Origin of the sequence: Bacillus sp. JJ1474, from assembly GCF_036965225.1 — a bacterium.
Classification (GTDB): domain Bacteria; phylum Bacillota; class Bacilli; order Bacillales; family Cytobacillaceae; genus Cytobacillus.
In genome coordinates this window covers 1-15,493 of record NZ_JBALPC010000018.1, presented here as the reverse complement: position 1 = coordinate 15,493, position 15,493 = coordinate 1, and the positions used below count along the sequence as shown (strand labels likewise).

At 38.6% G+C, this 15,493-nt stretch carries 15 protein-coding genes and 1 pseudogene; 8 read left to right on the top strand and 8 right to left on the bottom strand.

Annotated features, from left to right (window positions below):
• Nucleotides 1-199: 199 nt before the first annotated feature.
• The 3 genes from V7164_RS03005 to V7164_RS02995 form a co-directional block, all read right to left on the bottom strand.
• The gene (locus tag V7164_RS03005) at nucleotides 200-1,114 is read right to left on the bottom strand and encodes a ketopantoate reductase family protein (RefSeq protein ID WP_335346675.1); all 915 of its coding nucleotides are present in this window, start codon (nucleotides 1,112-1,114) and stop codon (nucleotides 200-202) included.
• Nucleotides 1,115-1,212: 98 nt separating this feature from the next.
• Complete coding sequence (gene yunB / locus V7164_RS03000; protein ID WP_335353367.1) at nucleotides 1,213-1,980, bottom strand: sporulation protein YunB; 768 nt, start codon at nucleotides 1,978-1,980, stop codon at nucleotides 1,213-1,215.
• Nucleotides 1,981-2,135: 155 nt separating this feature from the next.
• A complete protein-coding gene (locus V7164_RS02995) occupies nucleotides 2,136-2,756 on the bottom strand; it encodes a hypothetical protein (protein WP_335346673.1) in 621 nt (206 codons plus the stop codon).
• Nucleotides 2,757-3,076: 320 nt separating this feature from the next.
• Here V7164_RS02995 and V7164_RS02990 point away from each other — a divergent pair, with 320 nt between their 5' ends.
• The 4 genes from V7164_RS02990 to V7164_RS02975 all read left to right on the top strand — a co-directional run bounded on the left by V7164_RS02990 (nucleotide 3,077) and on the right by V7164_RS02975 (nucleotide 7,089).
• Nucleotides 3,077-4,069 carry a zinc-binding dehydrogenase gene (locus V7164_RS02990; protein ID WP_335346672.1) on the top strand — a complete coding sequence of 331 codons (993 nt, stop codon included), beginning with the start codon at nucleotides 3,077-3,079 and terminating at the stop codon, nucleotides 4,067-4,069.
• A gap of 103 nt (nucleotides 4,070-4,172) precedes the next feature.
• The gene (gene map / locus V7164_RS02985) at nucleotides 4,173-4,916 is read left to right on the top strand and encodes a type I methionyl aminopeptidase (protein WP_335346671.1); all 744 of its coding nucleotides are present in this window, start codon (nucleotides 4,173-4,175) and stop codon (nucleotides 4,914-4,916) included.
• 609 nt (nucleotides 4,917-5,525) lie between these two features.
• Nucleotides 5,526-6,077 carry a sigma-70 family RNA polymerase sigma factor gene (locus V7164_RS02980; RefSeq protein ID WP_335346670.1) on the top strand — a complete coding sequence of 184 codons (552 nt, stop codon included), beginning with the start codon at nucleotides 5,526-5,528 and terminating at the stop codon, nucleotides 6,075-6,077.
• Nucleotides 6,058-7,089 (top strand): hypothetical protein, encoded by a 1,032-nt coding sequence (locus V7164_RS02975; protein WP_335353366.1) that lies wholly within the window; start codon nucleotides 6,058-6,060, stop codon nucleotides 7,087-7,089. The genes V7164_RS02980 and V7164_RS02975 overlap by 20 nt, the downstream gene beginning before the upstream one ends.
• Before the next feature lie 20 nt (nucleotides 7,090-7,109).
• On the opposite strand, the gene V7164_RS02970 is transcribed toward V7164_RS02975, so the two are convergent.
• Both V7164_RS02970 and V7164_RS02965 read right to left on the bottom strand, forming a co-directional pair.
• Nucleotides 7,110-8,339, bottom strand: a complete 1,230-nt coding sequence (locus V7164_RS02970) for an MFS transporter (RefSeq protein WP_335346668.1) — start codon at nucleotides 8,337-8,339, stop codon at nucleotides 7,110-7,112.
• 158 nt (nucleotides 8,340-8,497) lie between these two features.
• Nucleotides 8,498-8,938 carry a hypothetical protein gene (locus tag V7164_RS02965; RefSeq protein ID WP_335346667.1) on the bottom strand — a complete coding sequence of 147 codons (441 nt, stop codon included), beginning with the start codon at nucleotides 8,936-8,938 and terminating at the stop codon, nucleotides 8,498-8,500.
• A 153-nt stretch (nucleotides 8,939-9,091) separates the two neighbouring features.
• Here V7164_RS02965 and V7164_RS02960 point away from each other — a divergent pair, with 153 nt between their 5' ends.
• Together V7164_RS02960 and V7164_RS02955 are read left to right on the top strand one after the other, a co-directional pair.
• On the top strand, nucleotides 9,092-10,234 hold the full coding sequence (locus tag V7164_RS02960; RefSeq protein ID WP_335346666.1) for a DEAD/DEAH box helicase: 1,143 nt from the start codon (nucleotides 9,092-9,094) through the stop codon (nucleotides 10,232-10,234).
• A 69-nt stretch (nucleotides 10,235-10,303) separates the two neighbouring features.
• Nucleotides 10,304-10,438, top strand: coding sequence for a hypothetical protein (locus V7164_RS02955; protein ID WP_335346665.1), 135 nt, complete (start codon nucleotides 10,304-10,306; stop codon nucleotides 10,436-10,438).
• Nucleotides 10,439-10,649: 211 nt separating this feature from the next.
• Here V7164_RS02955 and V7164_RS02950 read toward each other — a convergent pair whose 3' ends face one another.
• Nucleotides 10,650-12,176: an FAD-dependent oxidoreductase gene (locus V7164_RS02950; RefSeq protein WP_335353365.1), complete on the bottom strand. Its 1,527-nt coding sequence runs from the start codon at nucleotides 12,174-12,176 to the stop codon at nucleotides 10,650-10,652.
• Nucleotides 12,177-12,340: 164 nt separating this feature from the next.
• Complete coding sequence (locus V7164_RS02945; protein WP_335346663.1) at nucleotides 12,341-12,499, bottom strand: hypothetical protein; 159 nt, start codon at nucleotides 12,497-12,499, stop codon at nucleotides 12,341-12,343.
• A gap of 188 nt (nucleotides 12,500-12,687) precedes the next feature.
• Here V7164_RS02945 and rraA point away from each other — a divergent pair, with 188 nt between their 5' ends.
• Both rraA and V7164_RS25620 read left to right on the top strand, forming a co-directional pair.
• Complete coding sequence (gene rraA, locus V7164_RS02940) at nucleotides 12,688-13,167, top strand: ribonuclease E activity regulator RraA (protein WP_335346662.1); 480 nt, start codon at nucleotides 12,688-12,690, stop codon at nucleotides 13,165-13,167.
• A gap of 96 nt (nucleotides 13,168-13,263) precedes the next feature.
• Nucleotides 13,264-13,363 (top strand): annotated as a pseudogene (locus tag V7164_RS25620) (group II intron maturase-specific domain-containing protein); the annotation flags it as partial.
• Nucleotides 13,364-14,281: 918 nt separating this feature from the next.
• Here V7164_RS25620 and V7164_RS02935 read toward each other — a convergent pair.
• Nucleotides 14,282-15,493: alanine/glycine:cation symporter family protein (locus V7164_RS02935; RefSeq protein ID WP_335353364.1), on the bottom strand; the 1,212-nt coding region annotated here is incomplete at its 5' end.

Below are 15,493 nucleotides of genomic sequence, written 5' to 3'. Positions count from 1 at the left end.
GGACGGACATTTTGAGAGGGAGTGGTTCTTAAAAAGTCCAAGCAGAAATGCAGGACGGACATTTAGAGTGAAAGAGGCTCTTGAAAAGTCCAAGCAGAGAAGCCGGATGGACATTTAGAGTGGAAAAGGCGCTCGAAAAGTCCAAGCAGTTATTATATAAACGAAAAGATGCCACCCTCCAAAGGGCGGCATTACCTTACTAAATGCTAGATTCATAGATTTTCAGATTTGCATAAATGATTTCTAATGTTGGTGCTTGAATATTGGTGGCTTGTGCACGTTTTAATAAGTAACCGAAAAAATGATCTGCTTCAATTGGCAGCCCCTTTTCCATATCTCTTTGTAAGGATGACCTAAATTCATAGCCAAGTTTCTGCATTTGAGATAACTGAACTTCTTCAATCTTCTCAGCGACAGGTGCGTCAATGGCTCTCATGATGCTGACTGTCTCCTTAAGAACCTTTTCGATTGTGTTAAGACCAAGCTCCTGTTCGCAAATGGGTCCGCTAGGCGAACGGAATAATGAAGTAACTCCTGAAGCAGTTGTAATAAATAAATATTTATGCCACATATCCTGCATAATGTTTTCGGATAATCGAAAGTTTGCTTGAGTTCCGGATAAGGCATCCTGAAGCCTCAAAATACGTTCTGTTTTCTCGCCATTTCTTTCCCCGAATACAAGGTCATGGGCTTGACTTTTTTGCAAAACTTTTCCGGAGTTGTCAAGGGTAGTTTCAATAAAGCATAAACCTCCAATAACCCGATCCTCCCCGAACACCTCAACAAGCTTTTCAATATGGGCAATCCCATTAAGCAATGGGAGGACCATTGTTTGATCTCCGGCATAAGGCTGGATACTTTCAATGCCGCCATCCAAATGATAAGCCTTCGTTGAAAGGATAATGACATCGAACGGTTCAGCCTTTTCTCCTGATAATAATGTTTTAGGTTTTAGACTCAGATCCCCATGAATACTCTCGATCATCAATCCATCACGGTCAAGCTGCTGTTTTCTTTTCTCTCTAACAAGAAATGTAACATCCTCCCCTTTTTCAACAAGGCGTCCGCCAAAATAACCGCCAACTGCACCTGCTCCTACGACTAATATTTTCATATTTTTAAACCTCCTAAGTAGATCTGCTTCTGCATCTTCTTGATTGTCTTAATATTATAATAATTGATTTTGAAGTTTCTATGAAATGAAAAGTACCATTAATTATTTGCCGGCGGTATGATGACTGGATTAGGACTGCCAGTTCCACCACCATTATAATATTGAGGCACTTTACCAGGATGAAACCAGTCGCCGATTTTGATCTGGTTGGACACCTCAATCGGTTCTTCGATTAAAGGGATAATGACGTTCATATGCACTCTTACATTTATATAGACTTCGAGATACGTATTATTAATGCCTGTTTCCACAATCTTTGTTTCTAAATCTGAAGTGACATCTCCAAGGATTTCTAGCCTGACGGGGATTTCTGGTCCAAGATTGGAAAGTAACGTCATCTGTGTGGCCATACCTAATGGGATATGATAAACAATGCCTTTCGAGCTTTTTGTTTTTTCTTTATCAATATTAATATCATTCTTGAAATTTTCCAGCTGATCTAAATCTCCAGCTTCAACCAAATCTAAATATTCCTGTACTCTAATCGTTAATTCCGAAATGACTTTATTGTACTGGGGGTTAAAACTGTAGCTGGCTTCACCCGCATTTTCATGCTTCACGATTAATTCATTAATATCAATGCTTTCTGTAGCCTTTTTTGCAATCGCATCATTTATTGCCTGAACTGCGAATTGGCGGGCTCTCGTTTCGGCAATCCCTATTAATGTTGGCTCAAGCTTTTTGTTTATGATAATAACACTGAAAATGGTTATTAGGATAAAAATAACAAACGTAATCAGAAAAACATATTTAAAGGGAAGCGGCCCCTTTTTAACAGTCCATCTCCTTCTTCTTTTTATGAGCATTCAAAACCCTCCCAACTGAGCTGTTCTTGTTTAGTCGTTCCTTAAGTTCCACGAAAAAACTGATTCGGGCTTTGTACAAATATATGACCATAACAAGAAAATAAACATGCACAATTTGTCTGTTTTGAAAGGGTTTTGTAGAATGGTTAATTTGGTCAGCTTTTTCGGAAAATAACTTCCTGATCAAGCACGACTTCTTTTGGAGGGAACTCCATAGGTGGAGCATATGGAATTAATGCAAAATGGATCTCATTAAGATCAGATGGCAGAGGAGGGGAGATGAGAAAGCTCATTTGTGTATTCCCGCCGCCGCCGCGAGATCCCTTTTTTGCTACCTTATAGTCGATAGTGTCTGTTACCTCAAGCATTAAATGTGGAATAATATGTCCTATGTTTTCGTTTTCTTTATTTTTATAATTGATTTCTAACGTCACGATGCTTCCGTTCTCATGCTGCATCGCATGAGTTAAAATATATTCAAAATCTCCGACAGTTGATTTTTTCATAATTTGAATAACACCTAATAGCTCACCGGGCCCCTCTGGCATGTAAAATGGCCCGCTTCCATCATTTAATTCATGCATAAGCCAGCCGATCTCTGAAACCTTCATCTTATATTTTTGTGACCACTCCTCCAATATTTCAGCAGGAGGAGAATAACGCTTTCCTTTTGCAGCAGCTTTTCTTTCACATAAAAGTCTAATAATTTCTTCGTCAATTTTTTTATAAAAATCGGTGTATTCCCTTTTTACTTGTTCAAATTCAGACCAGCCCAATTGATAACCTCCGTAGATTCATTTTAAATTAGTTTAACAAAATTGGTTAATTAAACCAATTAATAAATGTAAGCATTTTGTTGTATCAGGGAAAAAACACTAACATAGAGTTGTTCAATGTAAGGGTTTTGTTGCAGTACCGAGTAAAACGCTAACATAGAGTTGTTCAATGTAAGGGTTTTGTTTCAATCCTATAAAAAACACCAACCATCCATAAAGCCGAAGTAAAAAGTGATTAAAAAAGTTGAAATATTTCAAATTCAATCTAATTACAAGTAATATAAAGGTTATAAAGACATTTAGATATTGGAGTGATCGTGATGAAGGCAGTAATTCATGCGGAAAAGACTGGTTTAGAGGGACTTACATATGGAGAAATAGCGGAAATGGAGCCAAAGGCGGGAGAAATTAAGGTAAAGCTTAAAACAGCAGGATTAAATCATCGTGACCTATTTGTTCTTGAGCGCCACAAGTCTACAGAGCCTCCTTTAGTCATTGGTTCTGATGGGGCTGGAATCGTGGAGGCAGTTGGAGAAGGAGTGACTCTTGTACAAGTTGGGGATGAGGTTATGATAAATCCTGGCCTTGGCTGGAGGGAAAAGAGTGATGCACCACCGGCCGGCTTTGAAATTGTCGGTCTTCCTTTCCATGGCACCTTTGGTGAATATATTATTTTACCAGAGGAAAATGTGGAGCAAAAACCAGAATATTTAACTTGGGAAGAAGCAGGTGTACTGTCATTAGCAGGACTGACTGCTTATCGGGCCTTGTTTACAAGAGGAAAAGTCCAGCCGGGAATGAAGGTATTTATCCCGGGAGTTGGCAGCGGGGTTGCAACATTTTTAGTGCAATTTGCGAAAGCTGCTGGGGCTGAAGTATATGTAAGCTCACGTTCGAAGGAGAAATGTGAGAAGGCGTTAGAGATTGGAGCCTACAGAGCTATTGATAGTCATGAAGATTGGAATACAGCATTGGAAGGACTGAAGATGGACCTTGTGATTGAATCTGTCGGTGCCGCTACCTTTAATAAGTCACTAGAGATTCTTCGTACAGGCGGAACCATTGTGACATTTGGAGCGTCAGCGGGAGATGAAGTCAATATTAATCTCCGGACCTTTTTCTATGCTCAGCAAAATCTTCTTGGATCCACATTAGGGAGTGCAGAAGAATATAAAGAAATGCTGCAATTTGTAGAGAGTCACCAGATTCGGCCGGTTATGGATAAAGTTTTTACCCTTGATCAATTTGAACAAGCGTTTAACAGGATGGAACAAGCCAATCAATTTGGTAAAATTGGTTTTAAAATAAGCTAATCTTTTTTAAAACACCTCCATCTTTTTGGGGTGTTTTTACGTTATTCGAAAAATAGAATATAATATAAAGAAGAAAACCAATTATTGAAGGGACAGGAATCATATGATTGTCAAAAATGATGAAGAATTAGCGGCTTTAATAGAAATTGGAAAAATTGTTGCGGTCATCCGCGATGAATTGATTGCACGGACGAAGCCTGGCGTAACAACGAAAGAACTGGATGATTATGCAGGGGAGCTTTTTGAAAAATACGGTGCGGTATCTGGTCCAAAAGGAGAATATGACTTTCCGGGTTTTACTTGCATCAGTGTAAATGAGGAAGTGGCACACGGCATCCCGGGAAATCGAATCATTACCGATGGGGACCTTGTCAATATTGATGTTTCTGGATCCAAAAACGGATTTTTCGCAGATACTGGATTATCGATTGTGGTTGGGGATTCAAATGAAAAGCTTCTCCACCTTTGTGAAACAGCACAGAAGGCATTTGAAGAAGGGTTGAAAAAGATAAAAGCAGGCTCAAGGCTAAGCATGATTGGAAAAACAGTCAACAGAGTAGCCAATCAGAATGGTTATACCGTTATAAAAAATCTAACTGGTCATGGAATTGGAAGATCTCTCCATGAGAAGCCAGATCATATTTTAAACTATTTTGAGCCTTGGGATACCCAATTGCTTAAAGACGGAATGGTCATCGCATTTGAACCATTTATTTCAATGGGAGCGGAAGAGGTAATGGAGCTTAGTGACGGCTGGACATTCGTGACACCGGACAAGAGCCTGGTGGCACAATGTGAGCATACAATTGTCGTTACAAAAGGCGAGCCGATTATAATTACGAGGTAAAATTTAACTTCATGAGAATGAATAAATAGGAATAAACATACATGAAAGTCCTCATTATATGAATTTGATTTAAAATAAACTGCAGCCCTCCCGTAAAATATGGAGGGCTGTTCAAGTGTTTTTTCTTAAAAAAATTTAACACAAACTGGCTCAGGGAAGCTGACTCGATGCAGTTGCCAATTTTGGAACGCTGTCATGACCTCTCATGGATACTGTTTTACCCGGATCCCATAGAAGTTAGATTTGCCAACTTTTGATTCATTTTAACTTATTGTAAAGGACATGGAATTGGGATTGGTCAGCTATTGTGTCCTTTAACCTCCTTTTATAGGACATGGGGTTGGAATTTGCCAGTTTTTATGTCCTTTAAACCCCTTTTAAAGGACATGGAATTGAGATTTGGAGCATTTGTGTCCTTTAACCTCCTTTGTAAGGATATGAAAGCTAATGTTCTGCCTGGAGCACAGACTAAAGTTAGTAAAGTGCAACTACTCTTCTATCAAAAACTCCCTTTATAATTGAAATTCAAATAACATACAAATATCCACCGATTTATTAATTTTTTGGAACCTTTCTGCACCAATTGAGGTCTAATGAGCACAAGGGGGGATGATGGTGCTTTCGGAAAATGATGTTCTTCTTGCCCAGAGCGGGAATCAGGAGGCTTTTATACGATTAATACGAAATTGTGAATCTTCCCTTTATCGGGTAGCGAAGGGGATTCTGAAAGAAGAATTGGATTGTGCAGATGCAATACAGGAAACGATTTTGAAAAGTTATCATTCTATTTCTAAGCTGAAAAATCCAGCCTATTTCAAAACATGGCTAATTCGGATTTTAATAAATGAATGCAACGATATGTTAAAGAAAAAGCAGAAAAGCCTCTCGTATAATAATATGGAAAACTTGGCTGAGCCTCAAAAAGCTGAAAATGAATTTGATGAATTAAGAGCAGCTATATCAAAGTTAAATGAAAATTACCGAACAGTTGTCGTGTTATTTTATTTTGAAGATTGTTCCATAAAGGATATAGCACAAGTTCTTAATATTAGGGAAGGCACAGTAAAATCAAGATTAAACCGCGCACGGGCGATGCTCGCAAACTATCTTAATCAGGTGAATGATGAAGGGAGAGATGAAGATGGACCACTCAAAATTTGACACGAGCATCAAAAAGATAATAAAAGAAGAGGAGTTTGAAACACCTCTTGCAGTAAAAGATCGAGTCTATCATACCCTTTCGAATTTGCCGAAAAAGAAAAAATCCTTTACTCTTCCAATAAAGTATTTATTAAGCGGGGCAGTTTGTATAGTCCTTACTGTCGGAGCCATTTATTTTTTAACAAGTGATAAAACACTCCTGTCCACTGAAAACGCTGCAGAGAAAAAAGACAAAGACGAGAATATCGTTATTCATGATTACCTATATTCTGGGGAAAGCGAGCATTGGATAGCGACACATGAATTTTTTGGAAAAGGTGTATTTTCAAAAAAAGAGAATGGACGTATTGGTTATGAAAGTGAATCGGAAGAATTTTTTTATATCGAGTATAAAGGCGAATTTGCAGAAATAAAGGGAAAACCTTTATCCTATAGCTTTCAAACAACCGCAGGTGGAAGCGGCAGATCATTGGACGAAATGGATAAGAAGTCATTCTCCAATCATTCAGGGCCAAATAGCGGTGCAATGATGCAGGAAAATGAAACGGTTGAAGTGATAGTGGAATGGGATGGGAAAAAGGAAACCTTCCTCCTGCACCCAGATAACACAAGGAACTGGAATATAACTCCAACCTTTCCTGCACCATCTGATGGAGGACATCAATCTATGTTAAGAGGCTTAAAAGGGAAGGCAGTTTATATGGATTCAGAAGACATAAAGGCTGGTAAAGCTTACAAAATAAGATGGTTTTTTTGGGGAGAGGATTTAAAGGAGAATCCAGGAGAATCTCTTACAATAACTGCCACTCAAAAGGATACAGCTAAGAGGATTGAGATGGTTCGGGCAAATAATTGGGAAATTCCCCTTCCGCAAAATGAAGATTTAAAGGATGTACTAAAAGCACAAGCCTCACAGCATGTAAAGATGACCTTTCCATCTTCTGGAGTATGGAGGCTTGATGCCCATATCGGAAATAAGTATTATGCTAGCATTGTTTTGGAGGTAAAATAAAGCAAAGAATGCCCAACTGATTAAGAGGGCATTCTTTTTTTACTCAAGCTTACTCCAGCCATTTCAGAATTTCGGTTCATAGCGATTAGTAAAATAAATCCACTCACTATTAGGAGCAAACTTGTTGTAATAAATACAGCTGAAAAGCCAAAATATCCTGAAATAAGTCCGCCCATTACGGGACCAATAATATTTCCGAAAAAGCGCAGACTTGTATTGTAGCCAAGAACTTCCCCCTGCATGGCGATGGGCGCCTCCTGCCGGATATAAGCAATCCGGACGGGAATAATTCCTCCGATTGTCACGCCAAGAGTAAATCGAATGAGCACCAGCTGCCAATAATTCGTGACAAATCCTCCGGGCAGATAGAAAAGGCCAGCCAGAAAAAGCAAAATAACTAGAATTTTGATATAGCCGTAGCGGTCGGCAATTCTTCCCCATCTTCTAGCCATCATCAAATTCCCCAGCCCACCTGCAGAAAAAGCAATTCCGGCAAAAAATGCAAGGTTTTCCGTACCATGAAGCTCACTGACATATAAAGAGAGAATGGGCTGGATGCTAAAGTGAGCCATTTGAATAAGAGCTGAAATGAGCAAAACGGTTAACAAAACAGGGTGGCGAATAATATGAAGAATGACTTCTTTACTAGAATAACTTGTTTTCTTATCTTCCTTATTCTGCAGAATGATTTCTTTCGTTAATAATACGAGCAGAGCGGAAATAAATATGAAAATCGAAGTCCATTTAAATGTATCAGCATAACCGAATATATCTGCAAGTGCACCGCCAAGCATAGGACCCATCAACGAACCTGTAATACTGCCGGTCTGTAAAGTCCCCATTACCTTTCCTGCAATATTCTTTGGGGTTTGAGTTGAAATAAATGCTTGCGACATCGGAATAAAGCCTGTAAAGATCCCCATAAAAAGCCTGAGCATAAAAAGCTGCCAGACAGAAGTGACGTATCCCATGAGGAAAATGGATAAGCCCATTCCTAAGCCTGAAACAATGAGAATTTTCTTTCTCCCGTACAAATCACCAATTCTTCCCCAGATTGGCGAGAAAAGAAAAGCCGCAACAAAGGTAATGGCAAACGTCCATCCAGACCAATGCTGTACATAAGCCGAGGAAAAATTCCCAAACGTCTCAATGTACAGAGAGATAAATGGCAAAACCATCGTCATGCTGCCAGCCACGAAGAAATTGGCGAACCACATTATGAATAAATTCCGCTTTGAATCAGGATTCATTCCTTTCTAACACTTCTTTCCTTTTTTATTTCGTTTCCCTAAATATAGTATACATCAGATTCCAAAAATATGAAGGAATATGCAAATTAGGAGGGATGGGCAAGATGTACATGTGAAACCATAGGAGCAATGAAGGTGAAACCTATTATTGATAGGTCTCACCCTTTTTTAGGGGTTATTCCTAACTCTTTAGTCATTTTACTAAAGTCTAAAATATTCCCATCTATTGTAAAAAAGTAAACATTATTTTCATCATCAAAAATCATGATGTAAGGGTCTTCTCCAATTGGATAAAAAATACTCATTTCGTCTACAAGAGTGTGAATCCATTGATTTTGAACTTCAAGAGGAGGGCGAAGAGGAATCCTGACAATAAAGCCCTTATTCGGAATTGGATTTATTTTTTTATAAACACCGGAAATATTAGATAGATATTTTTCTGCTTCTAAATGAATGGTAGCAGTAGAAGGGATTTCTTTTATAACCTTTGCTTCATCTATATGATATACTTCAATCTTCTCCCCTTGTTCCCTGGCATGAATAGGTGAGGTATAAACAAGTAATCCTATAAATAACATGCTGAAAACTATACGGTACAAAGGATTCACCTCCTCATTAATAATATGACCGGGCAGGTGTCTCACTATTCCTCATAAAAGCTGACAAAGACTAGACATCTTTTGCGTGATACGCTAGTATCAGTAGCGAAAATACTTTTCAAAAAATGAATGTTTACATATAAGGAGTCCTTTATGACACAAACTTTAATTAGCGAACTAAAACCATTTATCCAAGAGGTTTGGAAAAAGTCGAATTTCTCACAGCCTACAACGATCCAGTCAAAGGCAATACCTGCTGCACTTGACGGAAAGGATCTTATTGCTGAATCACCGACAGGGACTGGTAAGACGCTGGCTTACTTATTGCCGATTTTAGAGAAAATTGAAAGCGATCAAAAGAGCATTCAGGCCGTGATTCTTGCTCCTTCCCAAGAACTTGTCATGCAAATTTTTGAAGAAATTCAAAAGTGGTCTGAGGGCAGCGGAATTCGGGCAGCCTCTTTTATTGGGGGCGCCAATGTTAAGAGGCAGCTGGAGAAATTGAAAAAACATCCTCATATAGCTTTGGGAACACCAGGGAGAATGCTGGAGTTAATTAAACAGAAAAAACTAAAAATGCATGAAGTTAAGACGATCGTGCTTGATGAGGGAGATCAAATGCTTGTTCCTGAGCATTTAGAAACGATCCGAAATATCGTGAAGTCCGCTTTAAGTGATCGTCAAACGATATTATTTTCTGCCACTTTGCCGCAGGGAACAGAAAAGCTGGCACGCGAATTAACAGCAGATCCTGAAATCATCAGAGTTGAAAAAGATGAAACGATCAACGCTGCCAATGTTGATCATATTTACTTTATTACGGAACAAAGAGACAAAATCATGATGCTTGAAAAAATCTCAAGACTGGAATCCATTAAAGCACTTGTCTTTGTCAAGGATATAGGGAATTTAACAGTCATGTCAGAGAAGTTATCTTATAAAAATATTTTAACAAGCACTCTGCATAGTGATTTAAATAAAATCGATCGGCAAAATGCCTTAAAGGATTTTCGGACAGGAAAGACGAATTTGCTGCTTGCGACAGATGTAGCGGCTAGAGGGTTAGATATTAAAGATGTCACCCATGTCGTTCATTTCGATTTCCCAAAAGATTTGAAGCAATATGTTCACCGTTCAGGAAGAACTGGGAGATTTGGCGCGAGCGGAACAGTTATTTCCTTAGTTACAGAGAGAGATGAAAGAGAACTTAGGAAATTTACGAAGGAGCTTGGCATACAAGCTTCAAAGAAAGTAATGCGTGCTGGTAAAATAATCGATTTCGATGAACGAAAATAATCATTAGAATAAAGTTTCAATATTCGCCCATACTACTTTTTGAAATAGTAAAAAGGAGTCGAGGAAGCTATGGGCAGAAAAAAACAGGGTAATGCAAATGCGGAACGCAATAAGAATGCGAAAAAAGGCAATCGGACGAGCTCAGAGTTAGTCGAGTTTACAACAGGCCATGATAATCCGCAAAAAAGCCGCCGACAAGAGTAATAAGGGGCAGTTATAATTTTAAAAAGTAGGCTATGTTAGCGATTATTGTTGATTACCAGCCTACGTGCGAAAAGGTTTTATTCGGGACGAAAACAAGAGTGAGCAGGTATGCATAAGGCTGGTTTGACTGCCAATAAAATACACTTGCAAAGTCTTAAAGAAAATAGAAAAAATCCTCTCATATTTTTCATGAAGAGGATTTTTTCTATTTCTACTGTAAATCGATTTTCTTAAGAGGTAATTTGGTTGGTCCGTTTAGTACTTCTCCATCATACGTGTACCTTGATCCATGGCATGGACAGTCCCATGTCCTATCTCCCTCATTCCACTCTGTTTCACAGCCCATATGTGTGCAGGTTGTATTAACGAGATGAATGTTTCCTTCTTTGTCCCGATATGCTCCAGCTCTTTCTCCTTTAATCATTACTACAGCGCCTTCATCCTTCTCGATATCATCGAGCTCTTTTGGCGAAACGGCAAGCTTTCCTTTAATGAGATGACCAGCAACATCTGTATTTATAGAAATAACCTTTTTAAGACTTGGATCTGCCTGGAATCGAGAAGGAGAGAAAAGCTCTTCATAAGGATTTTCCTTTCCAATAATAATATCCTTTAGAAGCATAGCTGCCGCTGTTCCATTCGTCATTCCCCATTTTCGGAAACCAGTAGCAACGAGAATATTTGGTTTAGTGGCCGTAATTCTACCTATATAAGGGAGTTTGTCCAATGTAACCAAATCCTGCGCTGACCAGCGGTAAGGGAATTCGGTAATCCCAAAAACCTCTTCTGCGAAGCTTTCAAGTGCTTCATAATGCTTCATTGTATTAATACCCTGCCCTGTTTTATGGCTCTCGCCTCCAACAAGGATTAATTTATCCCCATTATATGGCGTATATCTGAGCGAACGGGTTGGTTCATCAGCGCTTATATACATACCTTCTAGGAAATCTGTGTTTGTTTTGATTCCTAGTATATAGGACCGGTCGGCATGCATTCTTGCAAAATAAAATCCCATTATGTCTACAAATGGGTAGTGAGAGGCAACAATTACTTGTTTACATTTTACACGGTGTCCATCTCTTGTAATCACTACAGGATGGTCATTTTCCCCAATGTCCACAGCAGTTGTATTTTCATAAACAATGCCGCCAGCATCGAGAAAATCCTGAAGTAAAGTATTTAAATACTTTAATGGGTGGAATTGTGCCTGGTTATTCATCACAAGGGCTGCTTTTGTATTAATATTAAAAGGAATAGTATCCTCTAGCTTGCCATTAATCCCTAGCTTTTCGTATGCTTCCATTTCCGTTTGAAGTTTCTTCTCATACTGATCTGAAGTTGCATACATAATGGCACGCTGATCACTAAAGTCGCAATCAATCTGTTTATCTTGTACTTGGCTGCGAACAAAATCAATCGCACCCATTTCCGCTTCGTAATAAAGCTTTGCCTTTTCCAGACCAAAGTGATTAATAAATTCATCGTAAATTAATCCATGCTGGGCGGTAAGCTTTGCCGTAGTATGGCCAGTTGTTCCAGTTAGAATGTTTCCAGCCTCCAAGATAGCTACCTTTAACCCCTCTTTCACAAGAAGGGAACCAACTGTAATTCCGGTAATCCCGCCTCCAACAATGGCAATATCAACAGAAGTATGTTCAGTGAGCTTTCCGAATGACGGAAGGGGAGCTTCTCTCCAATAAGACTCAGGAAATTGGGGCATTTTATTATTAGATGACATACCTTTCCTCCTATAGGTTTCTTCATCCATAATTTTTCCAATAGGTGTCATTTGTATACAAGCTGTAGGAGTAATAACGATAAGATATTATTAAGCGAATAAAAGCCGGCTATGATAAAATAGCCAGCTCATTCATTCGAAATAAATCAAAGGTCATCACTTTTTTATTCTCCGCTTTCAGTCGCTTCATCGTTTGGTATAGGATCTATCGTCTTTGCGTCTTCCAGATTCAGTGCTTTATTCGTAAAATAATGCAGAATGATTCCAACAATACCTAAGGAAATGACAAAACCGAGTGTTGTCACAATCATTAATATCATCATAATGCCTCCTTTTTTTGCGATCCTTGTAAGGCTAGAATCATTTATTCTGGTATTACTATTGAAAAAAGGTGACTCATTTAAGATATATGCTCGGTAAACACATATTTTTCCGATAATAAAGGGATTATCATTATTTATAATGAAATAAATAGAAGATGAGAAACAAAAATAGCTTAGGAGGTTGAAGGATGATGAAGAAAACAGCCGATCTTTGTGATAAATACGGAAAGGAATTGGAAGTATGCCAGCAAGAATTCCGCTCGTTCGGAAAAAAGAAGCAGTTCTATGGTCCAATTTCAACAGTGAGAGTATTTGAAGATAATGTGTTAGTGAGACAATCATTAGAAACAATACCAGAAGGAAATGTCCTTGTAGTGGACGGAGGCGGTTCGAAAAGATGTGCGTTGGTTGGGGATATGTTAGGTGAAATTGCTGTCACCCGGAAGCTTGCAGGTATCATTATTAATGGATGTGTTAGAGATGCAGCAGAGCTGGCCAAATTGGATATAGGAATTCTCGCGCTTGGAAGTAACCCATTGAGGAGCAAAAAGGATGGGAAGGGAGAAATAAATATTATTGTTACATTTGGAGGGATTGATTGGAATCCCGGCGATTACATTTATGCGGATGAAGATGGTATAGTTTTAAGCTCTAAAGAACTGATTTAAAAAAGCGAAGAGGGAATCCTCTTCGCTTTTTTTAGTGCGCCCGGCATGGGTGTAATCTCTAGGGTGAAAGTCCCGAACTGGCTTATGGAAGACTGAAAGAAACCAAAGACAAAGATACGGAACCTTATTAGATTAGGGCGTTCCAGACTGGAAAGCCTATGAATGGGGAAATAGTCGAAAAGGCTATTGGCGAATTCATCACTTAGGTCGCGTTAAAGTCGCGTTTGCGATTTTTTCTGTTTGTAAAATAAATATCTGAGTAAATAAAATAAACTGGAAATAATATAGACTAACAAATCAATATGTGATATATTGGTTTTAAGTTTAATTGACCTAATAGAAAGAAACCAATTTTAATTCAGCTGGAGAATACATAAATGAATCAAAGCCGAAGCTTATAGATCTTGAAGCTTTCATGATGCTGTTTCTATTCCCAAACAAATAGCGTGATGTTTCCAAATATTCCAGATTTCTGTGGGAAAAAGGAAACGAATAGCGTAATGTTCCAAATTTTTTAGATTCCTAAGAAAAAAAGGAAACATATAGCGTAATGTTTCCCAATTTTTTAGACTCCTGTGAAAAAAAGGAAACAAATAGCACTATGTTTCCAATTTTTTTAGATTCCTAAGAAAAAAGGGAAACAAAGAGCGTTATAATTCCAAATATTCCGGATTCCTATGAAAAACAGAAAACAACGGGAAATGTCCGATATTGTGAGTGAGTGGGGGAGAAAATCTTCCTTGATGTGCCTATCAGTTTGGATTGATAGAGAAAGGATAATTCTAGTATTTGTTAATGAAGGAGCCGAGATGGAGAGCATTGCCGATGATTTCATGAGTGCTCTGAAGGATCGAGATACCGCGATAATATTCTCAAGCAAGTTATAGATTGTGTTCAGGGTATCAAGAGATTCATTACTGCTTTGAATTACCGATTGTCCCAGCGAAAAATGTTAGTTCTTTCACTTGAAATACGTAATTCGTATAAAATAAATATAAAAAGGGGCTGTCTCATAAGGTTATTGAGCTCCTTATGAAACAACCCACCTCTATTATAATGTTATAGACTTCAATTTTTTATTTAACGTGAGTTTTTAGCGGATGAAAGTTTCACATTAAGAAACGTTCTTTTTCTTTCTCTGTTCTGGACTTTCGTATCCATTTGCCCAGAAATCAGCATTCTTAATTCCATATTTAGATGAATTGAATTCTGGATCTTTTCCTTGTTTAAGTTGCTCTTCGTAGTCCTGTAAAGCAATAAGCGCTGGTTTAAATAACAATAGAATCGCAATTAAGTTTAGCCATACCATAATTCCGAGTCCGATATCTCCCATTGCCCATGCTGTTGATGCAGTTTTTACGGATCCGAAGAAAATGGCTCCTAAAAGGATGATTTTTAGTGCAATAAAAGCAATTCCCCTGTATTTACCCCGTACGAGATAGGCCAAGTTTGTCTCTGCAATATAGTAATAAGCATAGATAGTCGTAAAGGCAAAGAAGAATAAAGCAATGGCAACAAATCCTGCACCGTATCCAGGAATGAGCGTATCAACTGCCGCTTGAGTGTAACCAGCTCCTGGTTCAACTCCTGGAAGGTTTTCAGTTAGTACTGTTCCAGTTTTTTCGTCGATAACATTGTATTGTTGTGTAAATAAAATCATAAATGCAGTCGCTGTAACAACTAAGAATACGTCTAAATAAATTGAAAACGATTGAACAAGACCTTGCTTAACTGGGTGGGAAACCTCTGCTGCTGCTGCTGGGTGAGCACCTGTACCCTGACCAGCTTCATTCGCATATAGACCGCGTTTTACTCCCCACATAATAGCTGAACCAATAATACCGCCAAACATTTCTTCAGCTCCGAAAGCGCTTTTAAAAATAAGTCCAAATATTGCTGGAATATCTGCAAAATTAGATCCAATAATTATAAGTGCAATTAAAACATAAGCAGCTGCCATGAAAGGAACGACCCATTCTGCAACTTTAGCAATACGCTTAACTCCGCCAAAAATAGTAAAACCAACAAGTGCGACAACGATTAGACCTGTGATTGTTTTGTCAAGACCAAAAGCGTTATGAACGCTATCTGCAATTGCATTTGCCTGTATACCTGGCATTAAGAAAGCCATTGCAAGCAATGTTGCCACTGCGAAAACCACCGCAAACCATTTCCAGCCAAGTCCCTTTTCGATATAGTAGGCAGGACCCCCACGATACTCACCATCTTGCTTTTCTTTATACATTTGAGCAAGAGTCGACTCTACATAAGCGGATGCTGCACCGATAAAGGTAATGACCCACATCCAAAAGACAGCACCTGGTCC